General features: G+C 68.5%; 12 protein-coding genes. 7 read left to right on the forward strand and 5 right to left on the reverse strand.

Going from position 1 to position 14592, the window contains the following annotated elements; translation table 11 throughout:
• Nucleotides 1-643: 643 nt before the first annotated feature.
• Nucleotides 644-1969 carry a DUF1996 domain-containing protein gene (locus HH310_RS00850; RefSeq protein WP_169173410.1) on the reverse strand — a complete coding sequence of 442 codons (1326 nt, stop codon included), beginning with the start codon at nt 1967-1969 and terminating at the stop codon, nt 644-646.
• Nucleotides 1970-2201: 232 nt separating this feature from the next.
• On the opposite strand from HH310_RS00850, the gene HH310_RS00855 reads away from it, so the two are divergent.
• The 4 genes from HH310_RS00855 to HH310_RS00870 all read left to right on the forward strand — a co-directional run bounded on the left by HH310_RS00855 (nt 2202) and on the right by HH310_RS00870 (nt 5519).
• On the forward strand, nt 2202-3239 hold the full coding sequence (locus HH310_RS00855) for a M4 family metallopeptidase (RefSeq protein WP_169173411.1): 1038 nt from the start codon (nt 2202-2204) through the stop codon (nt 3237-3239).
• Nucleotides 3240-3530, forward strand: a complete 291-nt coding sequence (locus HH310_RS00860; RefSeq protein WP_169173412.1) for a protealysin inhibitor emfourin — start codon at nt 3240-3242, stop codon at nt 3528-3530. It begins immediately after the preceding gene.
• Nucleotides 3531-3657: 127 nt separating this feature from the next.
• Nucleotides 3658-4719 carry a lipocalin-like domain-containing protein gene (locus tag HH310_RS00865; protein WP_169173413.1) on the forward strand — a complete coding sequence of 354 codons (1062 nt, stop codon included), beginning with the start codon at nt 3658-3660 and terminating at the stop codon, nt 4717-4719.
• Between the two features lie 119 nt (nt 4720-4838).
• Nucleotides 4839-5519 carry a hypothetical protein gene (locus HH310_RS00870; protein ID WP_169173414.1) on the forward strand — a complete coding sequence of 227 codons (681 nt, stop codon included), beginning with the start codon at nt 4839-4841 and terminating at the stop codon, nt 5517-5519.
• 33 nt (nt 5520-5552) lie between these two features.
• Here HH310_RS00870 and aceE read toward each other — a convergent pair whose 3' ends face one another.
• Both aceE and HH310_RS00880 read right to left on the reverse strand, forming a co-directional pair.
• A complete protein-coding gene (gene aceE / locus HH310_RS00875; RefSeq protein WP_396027483.1) occupies nt 5553-8198 on the reverse strand; it encodes a pyruvate dehydrogenase (acetyl-transferring), homodimeric type in 2646 nt (881 codons plus the stop codon).
• Between the two features lie 79 nt (nt 8199-8277).
• Complete coding sequence (locus tag HH310_RS00880; RefSeq protein WP_169173416.1) at nt 8278-8901, reverse strand: GntR family transcriptional regulator; 624 nt, start codon at nt 8899-8901, stop codon at nt 8278-8280.
• Between the two features lie 197 nt (nt 8902-9098).
• On the opposite strand from HH310_RS00880, the gene sigJ reads away from it, so the two are divergent.
• The 3 genes from sigJ to HH310_RS00895 are packed head-to-tail and all read left to right on the forward strand — an operon-like array spanning nt 9099 to nt 11494.
• Nucleotides 9099-9998 (forward strand): RNA polymerase sigma factor SigJ, encoded by a 900-nt coding sequence (gene sigJ, locus HH310_RS00885; RefSeq protein WP_211191596.1) that lies wholly within the window; start codon nt 9099-9101, stop codon nt 9996-9998.
• Nucleotides 9995-10576: a TetR/AcrR family transcriptional regulator gene (locus tag HH310_RS00890; RefSeq protein WP_169173418.1), complete on the forward strand. Its 582-nt coding sequence runs from the start codon at nt 9995-9997 to the stop codon at nt 10574-10576. The genes sigJ and HH310_RS00890 overlap by 4 nt, the downstream gene beginning before the upstream one ends.
• A gap of 12 nt (nt 10577-10588) precedes the next feature.
• Nucleotides 10589-11494, forward strand: a complete 906-nt coding sequence (locus HH310_RS00895; protein ID WP_169173419.1) for an NADP-dependent oxidoreductase — start codon at nt 10589-10591, stop codon at nt 11492-11494.
• A gap of 5 nt (nt 11495-11499) precedes the next feature.
• Here HH310_RS00895 and HH310_RS00900 read toward each other — a convergent pair whose 3' ends face one another.
• Nucleotides 11500-12918, reverse strand: coding sequence for a serine hydrolase (locus HH310_RS00900; protein WP_211191597.1), 1419 nt, complete (start codon nt 12916-12918; stop codon nt 11500-11502).
• A gap of 57 nt (nt 12919-12975) precedes the next feature.
• Nucleotides 12976-14574, reverse strand: a complete 1599-nt coding sequence (locus tag HH310_RS00905) for a cytochrome bc complex cytochrome b subunit (RefSeq protein ID WP_169173420.1) — start codon at nt 14572-14574, stop codon at nt 12976-12978.
• Between the last annotated feature and the right edge of the window lie 18 nt (nt 14575-14592).

A 14592-nucleotide genomic window follows, 5' to 3' on the forward strand; every position in this document is an offset into this window, starting at 1 on the left:
CGGCTGGTTTTGTTGTCTGTGCACTGCGGATGCGGCGCAATTTTTCGGCGTGGCGTTGGGTCAAGCCCCATGCGCGGTGGCGTTCGTGTTCGCGGCGGAAATCGTCGCGCTCAGCGGAATAGTTGCGCGATTTTGTCCGGTCGCGCATGGTGGCTAATTGGGCCGAGGTGAAGAGTTGGAGCTGCCGCATGAGGGAATTATTCCAGCGGCCGAGCTTGATCGCTTCCTGGAAGGCTCTTTCGATCATGCCGAAATGAAAATATGCCGTTCGGCGTAATTGGGGGTCGGCCATTCGGATTAATGCCAGCAGGTCGACACGCAGGGCACGACGACGGCGCGGCCAGATGCGGTGCACCCGGGAACCGTCGGGACAGACTGGGGAACGCATGGGACAGAGAGGGCTGGCGCGCGCAGGACCGCGCGCGTCCCTGACTGGCATGGTGCGGAACGAGCTTTGCGGTCAACACCGGCTGCGCGTCAGGTCCCGCAGCGTTGCGGGCTTTATGACAAACGAACATCATGAGCCGCTGCCGTTGGATGACACTCCGAATCAAAGTGCCTTCCGGTGGAAACGCAGAGGCTAAGCCGGGAGGGCCGCCGGACGGGGGCGACCCTCCCGGTCTACAAAGCGGCATACCGGGAATCAGAAGTTGCCGTCCGTGTTGCACTTCGCCTTTTGGACGATGCAATTCTTCACGCGCTGCGACTGCGCCAAATTCTCCCACGCGAAAAACGCATCCCCATGCATCGAAGACGCCATTCCAGAGGCCAGCCGGAAGCCCGCCGCCGAACCGCTCGTCGGATACGAGATCAGGAACGACAAGTTAGGAATGGCCACCGGATAATCACCCTTACACGTGCCGTCGTAACTATAAGAAACGTGCGCCTTGTGGGTCGGGCTGTCCAGGTGCTTGCCGTCCCAGCAATCCTGGAACACCAGATGGAACATCAGGTTCGCCGTCGGCGCGCACACCGGCCAATTGCCGTCCGTGCTCCGGCCTGTCTCGCCGCCCGGGCCGGCGCAATAGAACGCGTTCACCGAACCGGCCGGCGTCGGGGTCTGCAGCTTCGCGTCGCCGGCGATCATGCGGAAGCCCTGCGGGAACGGCACGGTCCGCGACGGATCGGTCAGCCGCGAGCCGTAGTAGACCACGACGTCCTTGGGCTCCAGGGCGCGGTCATTCTGGTACAGCGTGGGAATCCAGTACGCCGACAGGTCCGGTGCCGGGCGGCAGGTCGTGCCAGCGTTCGCCAGGAGACTGCCGGTCGTCGTGTACGCGTCGGCACCGTTATTGCCCAGGAAGCTGTGCATGTGCGACGCCCCGGGCAGCCCGGGGAAAATGATCGGATCGTCCGGGTGGGAGTGGCTGTACGCGCAGGTGGCGTTGAACTCGGACACGCGTACGGCATTGGCCGGCACCGGTTTTGGGGTCAGGCCGTTGAATTGAGCCAGTTGTGCGTTCCAGGCGGCCGCGTCGACCGCGATCCAGCCGGCGCCCGAGTCGGCGGGGGCGCCGTCGCCGAACGAGAACCAATTGACGTTCACGAAATCGCCGCCGGTTGTGTTGCGCAGCACCGCGAACACGATCTGCGCGCCGGTCGGATGGCTGGCGATGGTGGCGGTCAATGTGGTCCAGGACTGCCAGCCGCCGGTCGCCGCGATGGGGAACTGTGCCAGCAGCGGGCCGGTGACGCTGGACGTGCGCAGCTCGACACTGCCGGTGCCGACCGCCGACGCCACCCGCGCGGAGACGGTCAGCGTGCCCGCTCCGCCCAGGTCGACGCCGTCGTAGCGTAACCAGTCGCCGTTGGCGAGGTAGGCGACATTCTGCCCGCCGCCACTGTCCGCGGTGGCCTCGACCTGCGCGCCGGACTGCGCCGCGTAGGACTCGGCCTGGACGGTGACGGTGGCGGCCTGGGCGGGGCTCGGCGCCAGCACCACCACGGCCGCCACCAGGGCGGCAGCCATCAGTCGTGGGGATCTATACATCGACACTCCTCCATGTAAAGGGGTGGGAGGAGTATCGGCACCAAGGAAGCGCTTTCTCAATCCCCACGTACGCGGATACGCGTCATATGGAAAACATTGGGGGAAGCGCTTCCCCGAATCGAAAGCCGTACCACTGTCCGAATGAGGACTGACCCGCTCGTTGATCACTGAGAGTATCGAAGGTCTAGCTCAACGCGATCCGAGGTGCACCATGTCCATCAGCTGCATTACCCCGCCTTACATCCTGACCAGGCTCCTCGACAGCGACAACGTGGACATCCGGCAGTCCGCCCTGTCCACCCTGCTCACCACGGCTCAGTTACGCGGCGAACGCAACGTGCGCGGGCTGATCGCCGGTGCCCTGGCCACGCCCGCCGACGGGCGCCGGAGCATCTTCGACTGCGACCACTCGACGTTCCTGCCGCTGGCCAGGCTGGTCCGCTCCGAGGACGACGCGACCGTCCCCGACGCGTCGGTCAACCAGGCCTTCGACGGCTTCGGCACGACCCGGACGTTCTACCGCGAGGTGTTCCAGCGCAACTCCATCGACGACCGTGGCATGCGGCTGCTGGGGTACGTGCATCGCGGCATCCAATACAACAACGCGTTCTGGGACGGCCAGCAGATGGTCTTCGGGGACGGCGACGGGCAGGTCTTCACCGACTTCACCGGATCGACGGACGTCATCGCGCACGAGCTGACCCACGGCGTCACCGAGCACACCGCGAACCTGGAGTACCACTTCCAGTCCGGCGCGCTGAACGAATCGATGTCCGACGTTTTCGGCTCGATGGCGAAGCAGTGGAAACTCGGGCAGACGGCGGATCAGGCGGACTGGCTGATCGGCCCCGAGATCTTCACCCCGCACATCGACGCCGACGCACTGCGGTCGATGAAGGCACCGGGGACCGCGTTCGACAACAAGCTGTTCGGCAAGGACCCGCAACCCGACCACATGGACCGCTTCGCCAATCTGCCGGACACCGACGAGGGCGACAACGGCGGCGTGCACATCAACTCGGGCATCCCGAACAAGGCGTTCTACCTGGTAGCGGTCGGGATCGGCGGCAAGTCCTGGGACGCGCCGGGCCACATCTGGTACGAGTCGTTGAAAGCCTCCACCCCCACCACGCAGTTCCAGGACTTCGCCGAGACGACGTTCCGCAAGGCGGATCAGTTGTATGGTGCGCGGGAGCAGCAGGCGGTCAAGGAGGCGTGGGCCGAGGTGGGCATCCGGGTGAGCGGCTAGATGCGGGTCGTGCTGGCGACCCACGGCGGGCAGGCAGCCGCGATCAACATGCGGCTGCCCCCCCGCGTGCTCGACAGCGACCGGTTGCCGGCCGAGGCGACCGCGCAGCTACGAGATCTGGTGACGGCCGCCAGGGCGGAAGCGGCGCCGGAAAAATCTGGGAACGCCCGGGACGCGATGAGCTACACGATCACCGTCGAGGACGGCGACGACTCCACCACCATCACGGCGTCCGACACGGCGATGTCACCGGCCTTCGCCGCCCTGCTGACCTGGCTGCAGACACACTGAGATCGCCGATCCGGGGACGCGCCGCGCGACACATCGACAAGTCTGTCACCTAGCTGTCGAACCCCGCGAAGTGACATCGGCGTACGTCAAAGGGCTCATACGCTCGGGTTTTCGGAAGGGAACCCACATGCTCAGCGACGACTACGCACGCTTCGGTCTGGACCCCCGGCACGTACGGGAATGGGAGGACGGCGCCCGCACCGACGGCGCCGCCGGCTCGTACGAATGGTGGTATTTCGACGCCCATCTCGACGACGGCGCCAAGGTCGTGGTGGTGTTCATGAACAAGGATCTGGGCGCGGCGAACAGCCCGTTGTCCCCGCAGTTACGGGTCGACGTGGAACTGCCGGACGGCACGCTGTCCCATCACACGATCGCGATCCCGGCGGCGGAGTGGTCGGCCGCGAGCGGGCGTACGGACGTACGGATGGGGCCGTTGAATCGTTTCCGGGGTGAGAAGCTGGTGGAGTATCGGGTCGAGGCGACCGCCGGCGGCACCCACGTCGACTTCACGCTGACCTCGGACGTCCCCGCGTGGCGTCCCCGAACCGGGCACATGCTCTTCGGGGAGAGGCAGGCGTACGAGTTCAACTGGTTACCCGCCGTCCCGCAGGGCACCGTGCGCGGTTCCTACACCGTCGACGGCGAGCGCCACGAGACGACCGGTATCGGCTACCACGACCACAACTGGGGCAACGTCGGGCTTCAGCGGATTATCCACGACTGGTATTGGGGTCGTGGGCACGCCGGACCGCACACGGTCATCGCCTCCTTCATCACCGGCGTCGAGGACGACGAGATCCCCATCTTCATGCTGGCCCGCGACGGCCGGATCATCGGCGACGACCCGGCGAAGCTGACCTTCGAGCGCCGCGACGTGTATGCCGACGGCAAGACCGGCAAGCCGGTGGCGGGCGTGGTGCGATACACCTATGTGGACGGCGACGACCGCTACGTCGTGAGCTTCGACCGCAAGCGCGACCTGGCCCGCAACTGGCTGGTCCAGGACCTGCCGTGGCTGAAGCGCACGGCGGCCCGGCTGACCGGCTTCGACGGGGCCTATCTGCGTTTCGCCGGCCTGCTCACGATCGAGCACCACAAGGGCGGCCGCCTTGTCGAAACGTTCGCCGACGAAGCCATTTGGGAACTCATGTATTTCGGGCACGCCCCGGCACAAAGCCCCGCGTGATCAATTAATTTTGGTCTATTGACAAGGGGTGCATCATGCTTGGCGTGACACTTGATTCGCGGAATCTCGGCGGCCCGGAACAAGAACACATAACGTTATCGATCACTCACTCAAGCGAATTGCTGAGCGACGGATCGACGCGCGGTGGCGCCCTGGAGGCGATCAGCGGCGAGGTTCTCACAAGGCGCTCGCTGGAGGTCTCGCCGACCAGCTTCATCACGATCATCAGCATCATTCTCGGCGTCGCGCTCGGGCTCCTCGCGCAGAACACGTTTCCGGCGCCGTCCCCGCTGATCGCCGTGCAGAGCGCCAGCCTGTTGTTGCTGTTCGCGTGCACGTTCTACTACTACCTGTCGATGAGCATCGTGCTCCGCTGGGCGCCGTCCTTCGTCGACTGCTCGGCGCCCTTCCTGATCGCCAGCCTGGAGATCCCGCCGGCCTACTTCCTGGGGCACGTCGCTGCCTGGAACGGCTGGCTCTCGGCCCTTTTCCTGTCGGTCGCCGCGGGTGTCTACAGCACGATCAAGTATTCGCCGATCTCGCATTTCGGCGGCGACCGGCAGCCGCAGGAAATGTGGCACCGGCTCCAGCGCGAACTCACCTACGGCCTGGTCGTCGGCGCCCTTTTCCTGGGCGCGCTCGGCTTGCTGGCGCAATTCGCGCCGGCCGGTGAAATGTGGTGGGGTTTCACCGGCTGCGTCGCCGAGCTCGCCACGCTGGTGATGATCGTGGCCCGGATGGAGCTCCGGATGTCGCAGATTCACGCCTATTACGGAGTGGATCGCCCGCCGTTCAATTGATCACGACCGGCGGGCCACACACATCGGACCGGCTCAGCCGAAGTATCTCTGACGCGCCTCCTGGACCGCGGACGGCTTGACCTCACCGCGCCGGGCCAGCACCGCGAGCGTCTCCACCACGATCGACTGCGGATCGACCCCGAAATGCCGGCGGACCGCCTCGCGCGTGTCGGACAGCCCGAAGCCGTCCGTGCCGATCGAGTGCCACTCCTGCGGCACCCACTGGTTGATCTGGTCGGGCACCGCCCGCATCCAATCGCTGACCGCGATCACCGGGCCGGGCGCGCCGTCCAAGGCCTTGGTCACGTACGGGATCCGGTCCTCGCCGTCGAGCCGCGCGGCGTCACAGGCCAGCGCGTCCCGCCGCAGTTCGGTCCACGAGGTCGCGGACCAGACGTCGGCCGCCACGCCCCAGTCGGACGCGAGCAGCCGCTGCGCCTCGAGGGCCCAGTGAATGGCCGTGCCGGACGCGAGCAACTGGGTGCGCGGCGCGTCCGCCTCGGCCGGCGCGGCGGCCGGCCGGGACCGGTACAGGCCCTTGATGATGCCCTCCTCGATGGAGGGGTCCGACGGCATCGCGGGCTGCACTTTCGGCTCGTTGTAGACCGTCAGGTAGTAGAAGACGTCCTCCGCGGCGGGCCCGTACATCCGGCGCAGCCCGTCCCGCACGATCACGGCGATCTCGTACGCGAACGCGGGATCGTAGGCGACCGCCGCCGGGTTGGTGGACGCGATCAGGTGCGAGTGCCCGTCCGCGTGCTGCAGCCCCTCCCCGGTCATCGTGGTGCGGCCCGAGGTGGCCCCGATGAGGAACCCGCGCCCCAGCTGGTCGGCGAGCGCCCACATCTGATCGGCGGTCCGCTGCCAGCCGAACATCGCGTAGAAGATGTAGAACGGGATCATCGGCTCGCCGTGCGTGGCGTACGACGTGGCCGCCGCGGTGAAGTCGGCCATCGACCCGGCCTCGGTGATGCCCTCGTTGAGGATCTGCCCGTCGGTGGCTTCCTTGTAGTACAGCAGCATGTCCCGGTCGACCGGGTCGTAGGTCTGCCCGGACGGCGAATAGATACCGGCGGTGGGGAACAACGACTCCATGCCGAAGGTGCGTGCCTCGTCCGGGACCACCGGGACCCATCGCTTGCCGGTCTCCTTGTCGCGCATCAGGTCCTTGATGAGGCGTACGAAGGCCATGGTTGTCGCGATTTCCTGGGTGCCCGAGCCCTTGGCCAGGGCCTCGAACGGCTTCGGCGACGGCGCCGGGAGCGCCACTGGGTGGACCCGCCGGGCGGGAGCGGGTCCACCGAGGGCGGCGCGGCGCTCCCGGAGATAACGAACCTCCGGGGAATCGGCGCCGGGATGAACGTACGGAACCAGATCGTCGCCGAGCTTGCTGTCCGGGATCGGGAGTTCGAGCAGGTCGCGCAGCGCGCGGAACTCGTCGCCGGTCAGCTTCTTCATCTGGTGGTTGGCGTTGCGCGACTCGAAGCCGGGGCCGAGCGTGTAGCCCTTGACGGTCTGCACGAGGATCACCGTCGGCGCGCCCTGGTGAGCCACGGCGGCCTGGTACGCCGCATACACCTTGCGGGGCTCGTGACCCGCGCGCGAGGAGTGGAAGGTCTCGAGAATTTTGGCGTCGCTCAGCTTGGCGGACAAATCCGACAAATCGCGGCTTGAGCCGAAGAAATGCTCCCGGATGTACGAGGCATCTCGAGCGGCGTATGTCTGGAACTGACCGTCGGGCACCTCGCCGAGGCGGCGCACCAGCGCACCGGTGGTGTCGAGGGCGAACAACTCGTCCCACGCCGAGCCCCAGAGCGACTTCACGACGTTCCACCCGGCGGCGCGGAACTGCGACTCGAGCTCCTGGACGATCTTGAAGTTGGAGCGGACCGGACCGTCGAGTCGCTGCAGGTTGCAGTTGATCACGAAGGTGAGGTTGTCCAGGCCCTCGCGACCGGCCAGGGCGAGCGCGGCGGTCGATTCCGGCTCGTCCATCTCGCCGTCGCCGAGGAACGCCCACACGTGCGAGCCGGAGGTGTCCTTGATGTCGCGGTTCTGCAGATAGCGGTTGAAACGCGCCTGGTAGATAGCGGAGATCGGGCCCAGGCCCATCGAGACGGTGGGGAACTCCCAGAGCCACGGCAGCCGGCGGGGATGCGGGTACGACGGGAGGCCGTCGCCGCCGGCCTCCTGCCGGAACCGGTCGAGCTGGCCCTCGCTGAGCCGCCCGTCGAGGAACGCGCGGGCGTAGATGCCGGGCGACGCGTGCCCCTGCAAGTAGAGCTGGTCGCCGGAGCCGTCCGCCTCCTTGCCGCGGAAGAAGTGCTGGAAGCCGATCTCGTAGAGCCACGCGGCCGAGGCGTACGTGGCGATGTGGCCGCCCAGGCCGAGCTTGCTGCCGCGGGTGACCATCGCGGCGGCGTTCCAGCGGTTCCAGGCGGTGATGCGCCGTTCCAGTTCCTCGTCGCCGGGGAAGGCCGGCTCGGCGGCGGTGGAGATCGTGTTCAGATAGTCCGTGCCGAGTAACGGGGGCAGCAGCAGACCGGCGTGCTCCAGGGTGCGGCGCATCAGATAGGCGGCGCGCTCCGGCCCGGCCGCCGCCGTCACGGCGTCGAGGGACTCGGCCCACTCAGCCGTCTCCTCCGGGTCGCGGTCCGGGATCTGGTCGAGCTCACTCATCATTCGCCGCCTTCCACGTGTGTCCCCGCAAACTCTAGCTCTGATCGATGATCGATCAAAGCCCCGGGGCGTGACACCCTCAAAGCTGCGGAGCGCACCCCAGGACGTGGGCCCGGACCAGCTCGGCGACCTCGGGATCGCGCCGCCGGAACGCGGCCACGACGGCCTCGTGCTCCTCCGCGTACGACTGCTGCCGGGTGCCCAGCCACCGGATCGCCAGCGTCGTCCACACCTCGATGCCGAGCGACTCCCAGGTGTGCAGCAGCACGCTGTTGCCGGAGGCGCGCACCAGTTCGCGGTGGAAGGCCACGGTATGCCGGACCTGCGCCGCGCCGTCGCCGAGACGATCGGCCTCGTACAGCGCCGCGACCTCGGGTTCCAGCACCGTGACGGCCTCGTACAGCCGCGGCGCGGCCAGCGTCGCCGCGAGCTGCTCCAGGCCGGCCCGCACCGGGTAGATCTCCTCGAGATCGGCCGCGGACAGGTTGCGGACCCGGACCCCCTTGTTCGGTGCCGACTCGATCAGCCGCAGCACCTCAAGCTCGCGCAGCGCCTCCCGGACCGGGGTCTGGCTGACGTCCAGCTCGGCCGCGATCCCCCGCTCGACGATCCGCTCGCCCGGCTTCCAGCGGCCGCTGACGATCCCCTCGAGGATGTACTCGCGGATCTGCCGCGGCAGCGACTGGACGACCGGCGTGGCCATGGGCACGGCGTACCCCTCCGACGAAAAGGGCGAGCAGGAACTGCCTAGACAATACGGCGGACCGGCCGACCCACGAATGTCACCGCCGGTTTACCCTCGGCCGAAAGAGGCAGCCGTCACATGCTGGGCGTTCATGTCACTTCTCGCGGCTCTGCCTCGTCCACAGGGTGAAAAGTCCGGAGGGGGGCGAACGAGCCGTGGGCCGTGAAGAGGAACTAGCGCAGGCGTACGACGCCGCACGCCCGCGGCTGATCCGCGTGGCGTACTCGGTGCTGGGCACGTACAGCGACGCGGAGGACGCCGTCTCGGACACCTGGCTGAAGCTGGTCGGCGCGGACCGCCGGGACCGGGTGCTCGACGTCGAGGCGTGGGCCACCGTGGCGGTCGCCCGGGCCGCGCTCGACACGCTGCGCTCGACCCGGATGCGCCGCGAGACCTACGTGGGGCCGTGGCTGCCGGAGCCGATCGTGGAGCGCCTGCCGAGCGAGTCGAACCCGGCCGACCGGGTCACCCTGGACGACAGCGTCAGTTACGCGCTGCTGGTGGTGCTGGAGTCGCTGACCCCGGCCGAGCGTACGGCGTTCGTACTGCACGATCTGTTCGCGATGCCGTTCCAGGACGTCGCCTCGGTGGTCGGCCGCACGCCCGCGGCGGTCCGGCAGCTGGCGTCGCGGGCGCGCGGCCATGTGCAGGCCAGCACGCCGCGGCTGAAGGTGGACGCGGACGAGCACAAGAGGACGGTGTCGGCGTTCCTCGCGGCGGCCGCCGGCGGGGACCTGAACGGGCTGGTCTCGCTGCTGGACCACGACGTCGTCGCGACGTCGGACGGCGGCGGCCAGGTCAGCGCGGCCCGGCGCCCGGTCCAGGGCGCGGAGAAGGTGGCCCGGTTCATCCTCGGGCTGCTGGCCCGGTACGTCCCGGACCGGCGCGCCGACCTCGTCATGGTCAACGGGGTGCTGGGCATCGCCCGCTACGACGGCGACCACCTGGACTTCGTGGTGTCGTTCGGCACCGGCGGCGGGCGCATCGAGACCATCGACATCGTGCGCGCGCCGGAGAAACTGGAACACGCAGCCGCGGGGGATCACCTTTCATGAGCCAGGATCGCCGGTCCCGCCGGACCCGCAAGGTGCTCCAGGAGTCGATCATCGACCTGTTGCGGCGCGAGTCGCTGTCGAAGGTCACCGTCAGTCAGATAGCGGCCCACGCGGACGTGTCCCGGCAGGCGTTCTACCTGCACTTCACGTCCAAGGAAGATCTGCTGCTGAGCCACATCGACGACATCTTCGACAGCATCCGCGCGGCTCTCGTGCCGGCGCCCTCGCACCCCCACCGGACCGGCCTGCGCGAGCTGTTCGTCGCGGCGTTCGAGGAGTGGCGCCGGCACGCGGGGTCCCTGGAGCTGGTGATGCGGCTGGAGGACCGGGACCGGCTGATGGACCGCATCCGGCTGCACATTTCCGACCTGATGTATATGTTCACCCGCTACGGGCGGGAGGACATCGCTTCTCCCCCACTGCTCGGCTATGTGATCGACTACCGTAGCGGGGGGATGTTCCTGCTGCTGAAGTCGTGGCTGCACGACGGCTGCTCGGTGCCGCCCAAGGAGATGGCCGACCTGGTGTACGAGCTGACCGCGACCTACGTCCGGGAGCCGGCCACGCGAACCCGCTGAGGAGGGGCCGCCGTGCGCGCTGCCGGAATCGCCGAACCGTCGGGCGAGGTACGCCCGCTCGACCTGCCCCGCCCGCCCGCGCCGGCCCACGACGAGGTGCTCATCGACGTCCGCGCCGCCGGGGTGGCGAGCTGGGACGACATCATGCGCGTCGAGGACTGGGCCAGCGGGCTGGAGCTGCCGCACGCCCTGGGCGTCGAGGCGGCCGGGGTGGTCGCGGCGACCGGCTCCGACGACTTCATGGTCGGCGACGCGGTGATGACCTTCGTGTATCCGCTGCGCCGCGGCGCGTGCTGGGCCGAGCAGGTGCTAGCCCCGGTTACCGCGGTCGCGATCCGGCCCGAGGAGCTCGACGAGGCGGCCGCGGGGGCCTTCCCGGTGCCGGCGCTGACCGCGTACCAGGTCCTGCACGACGTGCTGCGGCTCGACTCCGGCGAACGGCTGCTGGTGCACGGCGCCGGCGGCGTGACCGGCTCGCTGATCGTCCAGCTCGCCCTGCTGGTCGGCGCCGAGGTGGTGGCCACCGCGGGTCCGCGCGGCCTGGAGCGCCTCGCCGGCCACGGCAAGGTGCGGCTGGTCGACCGTACCCGGGACGGCTGGCAGCGCGAGGTGGGCCAGGGCCTCGACGCGGCCGTCAACGCGGCCCCGGACGGCATCGATTTCGCGATGTCCGTGGTGCGCGACGGCGGCCGGCTGGCCAGCATCACCGACTCGACGCTGCCCGAGGCCCGCGACATCGAGACCCATTACCACGTCGTCCGCCCGGACGGCGCCCAGCTGGCGCTGCTCGGCTCGATGACCGGCGACGGCGGCGTCCGCTTCCCGCCCGTGCGCACGTTCCCGCTGACCGAGGCGAACGCCGCGTTACAGCTCGCCACCCAGGGCGCGGGCGGCGACGCGGTGGTCCTGCTGCCGTAGCCGCGTCAGGCGACGTCGGGCCGTGTCATCAGCGGCGACCGCAGGTGCACCAGCAGATCGGGTTTGGTCAGGGGCACGGTGTTCCAGGTCGCCGTGGCCGTCCCGGCATCGGCGTCGATCACCAGCCGGACCCGGTGCGGGGTGGTGATGACATAGAGGTCGGCGACGAAGGTGTCGCCCTGCCAGGCGCCGGTCGTGGCGATCGGCCGGCCGAGCGGCGAACTTTCCCGCCAATCGCCGTATCCGGCCTCGACGGTGAGCTCCGACCCGAACCGCACAAGCCACCCGCCCTCGATCGGGTCGACGCACACCGTGGTGCCGCCGGCCAGCGGCGAATCCTCGGCGGAGGCCTCGAGTTTCGCTTCGGCCGAGCGTTCCGGGGCGGCTGCGCCGGGCACCGGCGGCAGCGACAGCAGCCACAGCCGATCGGCGAGAGCCTCGTCGTCATGGGCGCTGTCGGCGTCATCCATGCCGGGCAGCAGGCACTCCCAGATCGCGTCCAGCGCGAGTTGCTCGTCGATCGTGGCGGCGGTCATGGCGACGACGAGGTCGTGCTGGGGAACGACCAGGCATTGCTGGCCGTTGGCGCCGTTCCCGAAGTAGCCGTGCCGGGACATCCAGAACTGGTACCCGTATCCGCGGAGAAAATCGGCGCCCGCACCGCCAACCTCCGCGGGCAGCGTCTCGACGTGCCGGCTGGTCGCGAGCCGCACCCACTCGCGCGGAACGAGTTGCCGGTCTCCCCAGCGGCCGTCACGCCGCAGCAGCTCGCCGAACGCCGCGACGGCCTCGGTCGTGAGATGCAGCCCGTGGAACCCGAAGGCGGCGCCGCTCGCCACCCGGTCCCACTCGGCGTGATCGACACCCATCGGCTCGAACAGGCGCTCGTCGAGCAGCCCCGGCAGGTCGCGGCCGGTCACCCGTTCCACCATCCGGGCCAGCAGGAAGGTGGTCGCGTTGTCGTAGGCGTGTCGGGTTCCCTCCGGGTCGGGGAACGGCACACGCAGGAAGCCCTTCACCAGATCGTCCGGTTCGAGCTGCCAGGCCTCGGCGAGGCTGTCCGTACGGTGCCCGCTCGTCATCGACAGCAGGTGGTGAACGGTGACGCGGCGGCCTTGTTCGGAGACGTCCTCCGGAACGTGGCCGGGCAGCACGTCCACGACCCGATCGTCGAGCGAGAGCAGCCCGTCGGCGATGGCGAGCCCCACCGCGACGGAGGTGAACGATTTGGTCAGCGAGTAGAGGAGGTGCGGGCGGCCGGCCGAGTACGGCGCCCACCAGCCCTCGGCCAGCACGTGACCTCGGCGCACGACCATGATGGAGTGACACTCGACCGACTGTCGTTCGAGCCGGTCCAGCAAGGCGGCGATCGCGCGGGACGACACCCCCGAGGCTGCCGGCGTCGACCGCGGCAGGAAAGGCATCCGAGCACCCTAACGCCCGGCCACCCGAGAGGGGGGTGGCCGGGCCGTCTGGTCAGCTCACCTCTTCGACTCGACCTCGCGCGGCTTCGCGTCCGGGACCTGCTCCACCGGGAAGAAGAAGCCCTTCACCGCCGGCGCGAGGCCGCCCACCCGGTTCATCTTCTTGGGGACGGCCCAACCGGCGTACGGCAAAGGCTTGTCCGAAAGGGGTTGATGGACCTCGACGAAACCGCCGTTGGGCGAGCGGCGGATGATGCCGGTCTCGATGCCGTGCGCCAGCACCTCGCGGTCGTGCTGCTGCAGGCCGAGGCAGATCCGCACGGTGATGTAGTACGCGATCGGCGGGCCCAGCACCAGCGCGATCCGGCCGCCCCAGACCATCGCGTTCACGCTGATGTGGAACTTGTCGGCGATGATGTCGTTGGCGCCGGAGATCATCGCGACGGCGTAGAAGGTCAGCGCCATCGCGCCCACGCCGGTGCGCTGCGGCACGTCGCGCGGTCGCTGCAGCAGGTTGTGCCAGCCCTTGTCCTTGGTGAGCCGGCGTTCCAGCTGCGGATACAAGGCGGCCGCGGTGAGCATCCCGCCGAAGAGGACGACGCCGGGCCAGAACACCGGCGGGATCGAGTATCCGTCGCCGATCGGGATGGTGATCTGCCACGGCGGGAAGATGCGCAGCAGGCCGTCGAGGAACATCACGTACCAGTCGGGCTGGCTGGACGAGGCCGCGTTGGCGCCGGACGACGGGCCGTACAGCCAGATCGGGTTGATCTGCAGCAGGCCCGCGATCGCCGCCAGCACGCCGAAGACGATGAAGAACAGGCCGCCGCGCTTCATCGCGTACCGGGGGAACAGCCGCTCGCCGACCACGTTCTCCTCGGTGCGCCGCGGGCCGGGGAACTGGGCCGGCTTCTGCTTCAGCGACAGTCCGATGAGGAGCGCGAAGACGCCCAGCACGGCGACCGGCAGCACGAACGAGTGCAGCACGTTGAGCCGGGTGATGATGACGTCGCCCGGGTATTCGCCGCCGAACAGCGATGCCGAGATCCACGTGCCGGCCACCGGGATCGACAGCATGATGCCCTGCGCGATGTGCAGGCCGGTGCCGGAGAGCCCGTCGTCCGGCAGTCCGTAGCCGCTCCACCCCTCGAGGAAGCCGAGCACGAACAGCACGACGCCGATGATCCAGCTCGCCTCGCGCGGCCGGCGGAACGCGCCGGTGAAGAACATGCGCGCCAGGTGCGCCACGAGCGAGGCCATGAACAGCAGCGCCGCCCAGTGGTGCAACTGCCGGACGAAAAGACCCCCGCGCACGTCAAACGAAATATCAAGTGCGCTTTCGTACGCCCGGGAAACCTCGGTTCCGCGCAATGCCGTGTAGGAGCCGTGGTACGTCACGGGCTGCATCGACGGATCGAAGAATATGGTGAGGAAAACCCCGCTGATCAACAGGACAATGAACGAGAACAACGCGATCTCGCCCAGCAGGAACGACCAGTGATCCGGGAAGACCTTGTTCAGCAGCGACCGCAGCGGGGTCGCCACCCGATATTGTTGGTCGGCTTCGGCCGCCGCCGCGATAATGCGGTTCGGTCGGCGCTGCTTACTTGGCTTCGCCACGTTCTTAAGACGGAACAGGGGCCGCGTCTGTGACATCGCGGGCCCGCACGTCGG

The organism is Actinoplanes sp. TBRC 11911, from assembly GCF_012933445.1.
Lineage (GTDB): Bacteria > Actinomycetota > Actinomycetes > Mycobacteriales > Micromonosporaceae > Actinoplanes.

Coding starts and splice junctions, on each gene's coding strand:
- HH310_RS00890 (WP_169173418.1), top strand. CDS start 9,995: ATGAGCCAGGATCGCCGGTCCCGCCGGACCCGCAAGGTGCTCCAGGAG.
- HH310_RS00860 (WP_169173412.1), top strand. CDS start 3,240: ATGCGGGTCGTGCTGGCGACCCACGGCGGGCAGGCAGCCGCGATCAAC.
- HH310_RS00865 (WP_169173413.1), top strand. CDS start 3,658: ATGCTCAGCGACGACTACGCACGCTTCGGTCTGGACCCCCGGCACGTA.
- HH310_RS00880 (WP_169173416.1), bottom strand. CDS start 8,901: ATGGCCACGCCGGTCGTCCAGTCGCTGCCGCGGCAGATCCGCGAGTAC.
- HH310_RS00900 (WP_211191597.1), bottom strand. CDS start 12,918: ATGCCTTTCCTGCCGCGGTCGACGCCGGCAGCCTCGGGGGTGTCGTCC.
- HH310_RS00905 (WP_169173420.1), bottom strand. CDS start 14,574: ATGTCACAGACGCGGCCCCTGTTCCGTCTTAAGAACGTGGCGAAGCCA.
- aceE (WP_396027483.1), bottom strand. CDS start 8,198: ATGAGTGAGCTCGACCAGATCCCGGACCGCGACCCGGAGGAGACGGCT.
- HH310_RS00850 (WP_169173410.1), bottom strand. CDS start 1,969: ATGGCTGCCGCCCTGGTGGCGGCCGTGGTGGTGCTGGCGCCGAGCCCC.
- HH310_RS00855 (WP_169173411.1), top strand. CDS start 2,202: ATGTCCATCAGCTGCATTACCCCGCCTTACATCCTGACCAGGCTCCTC.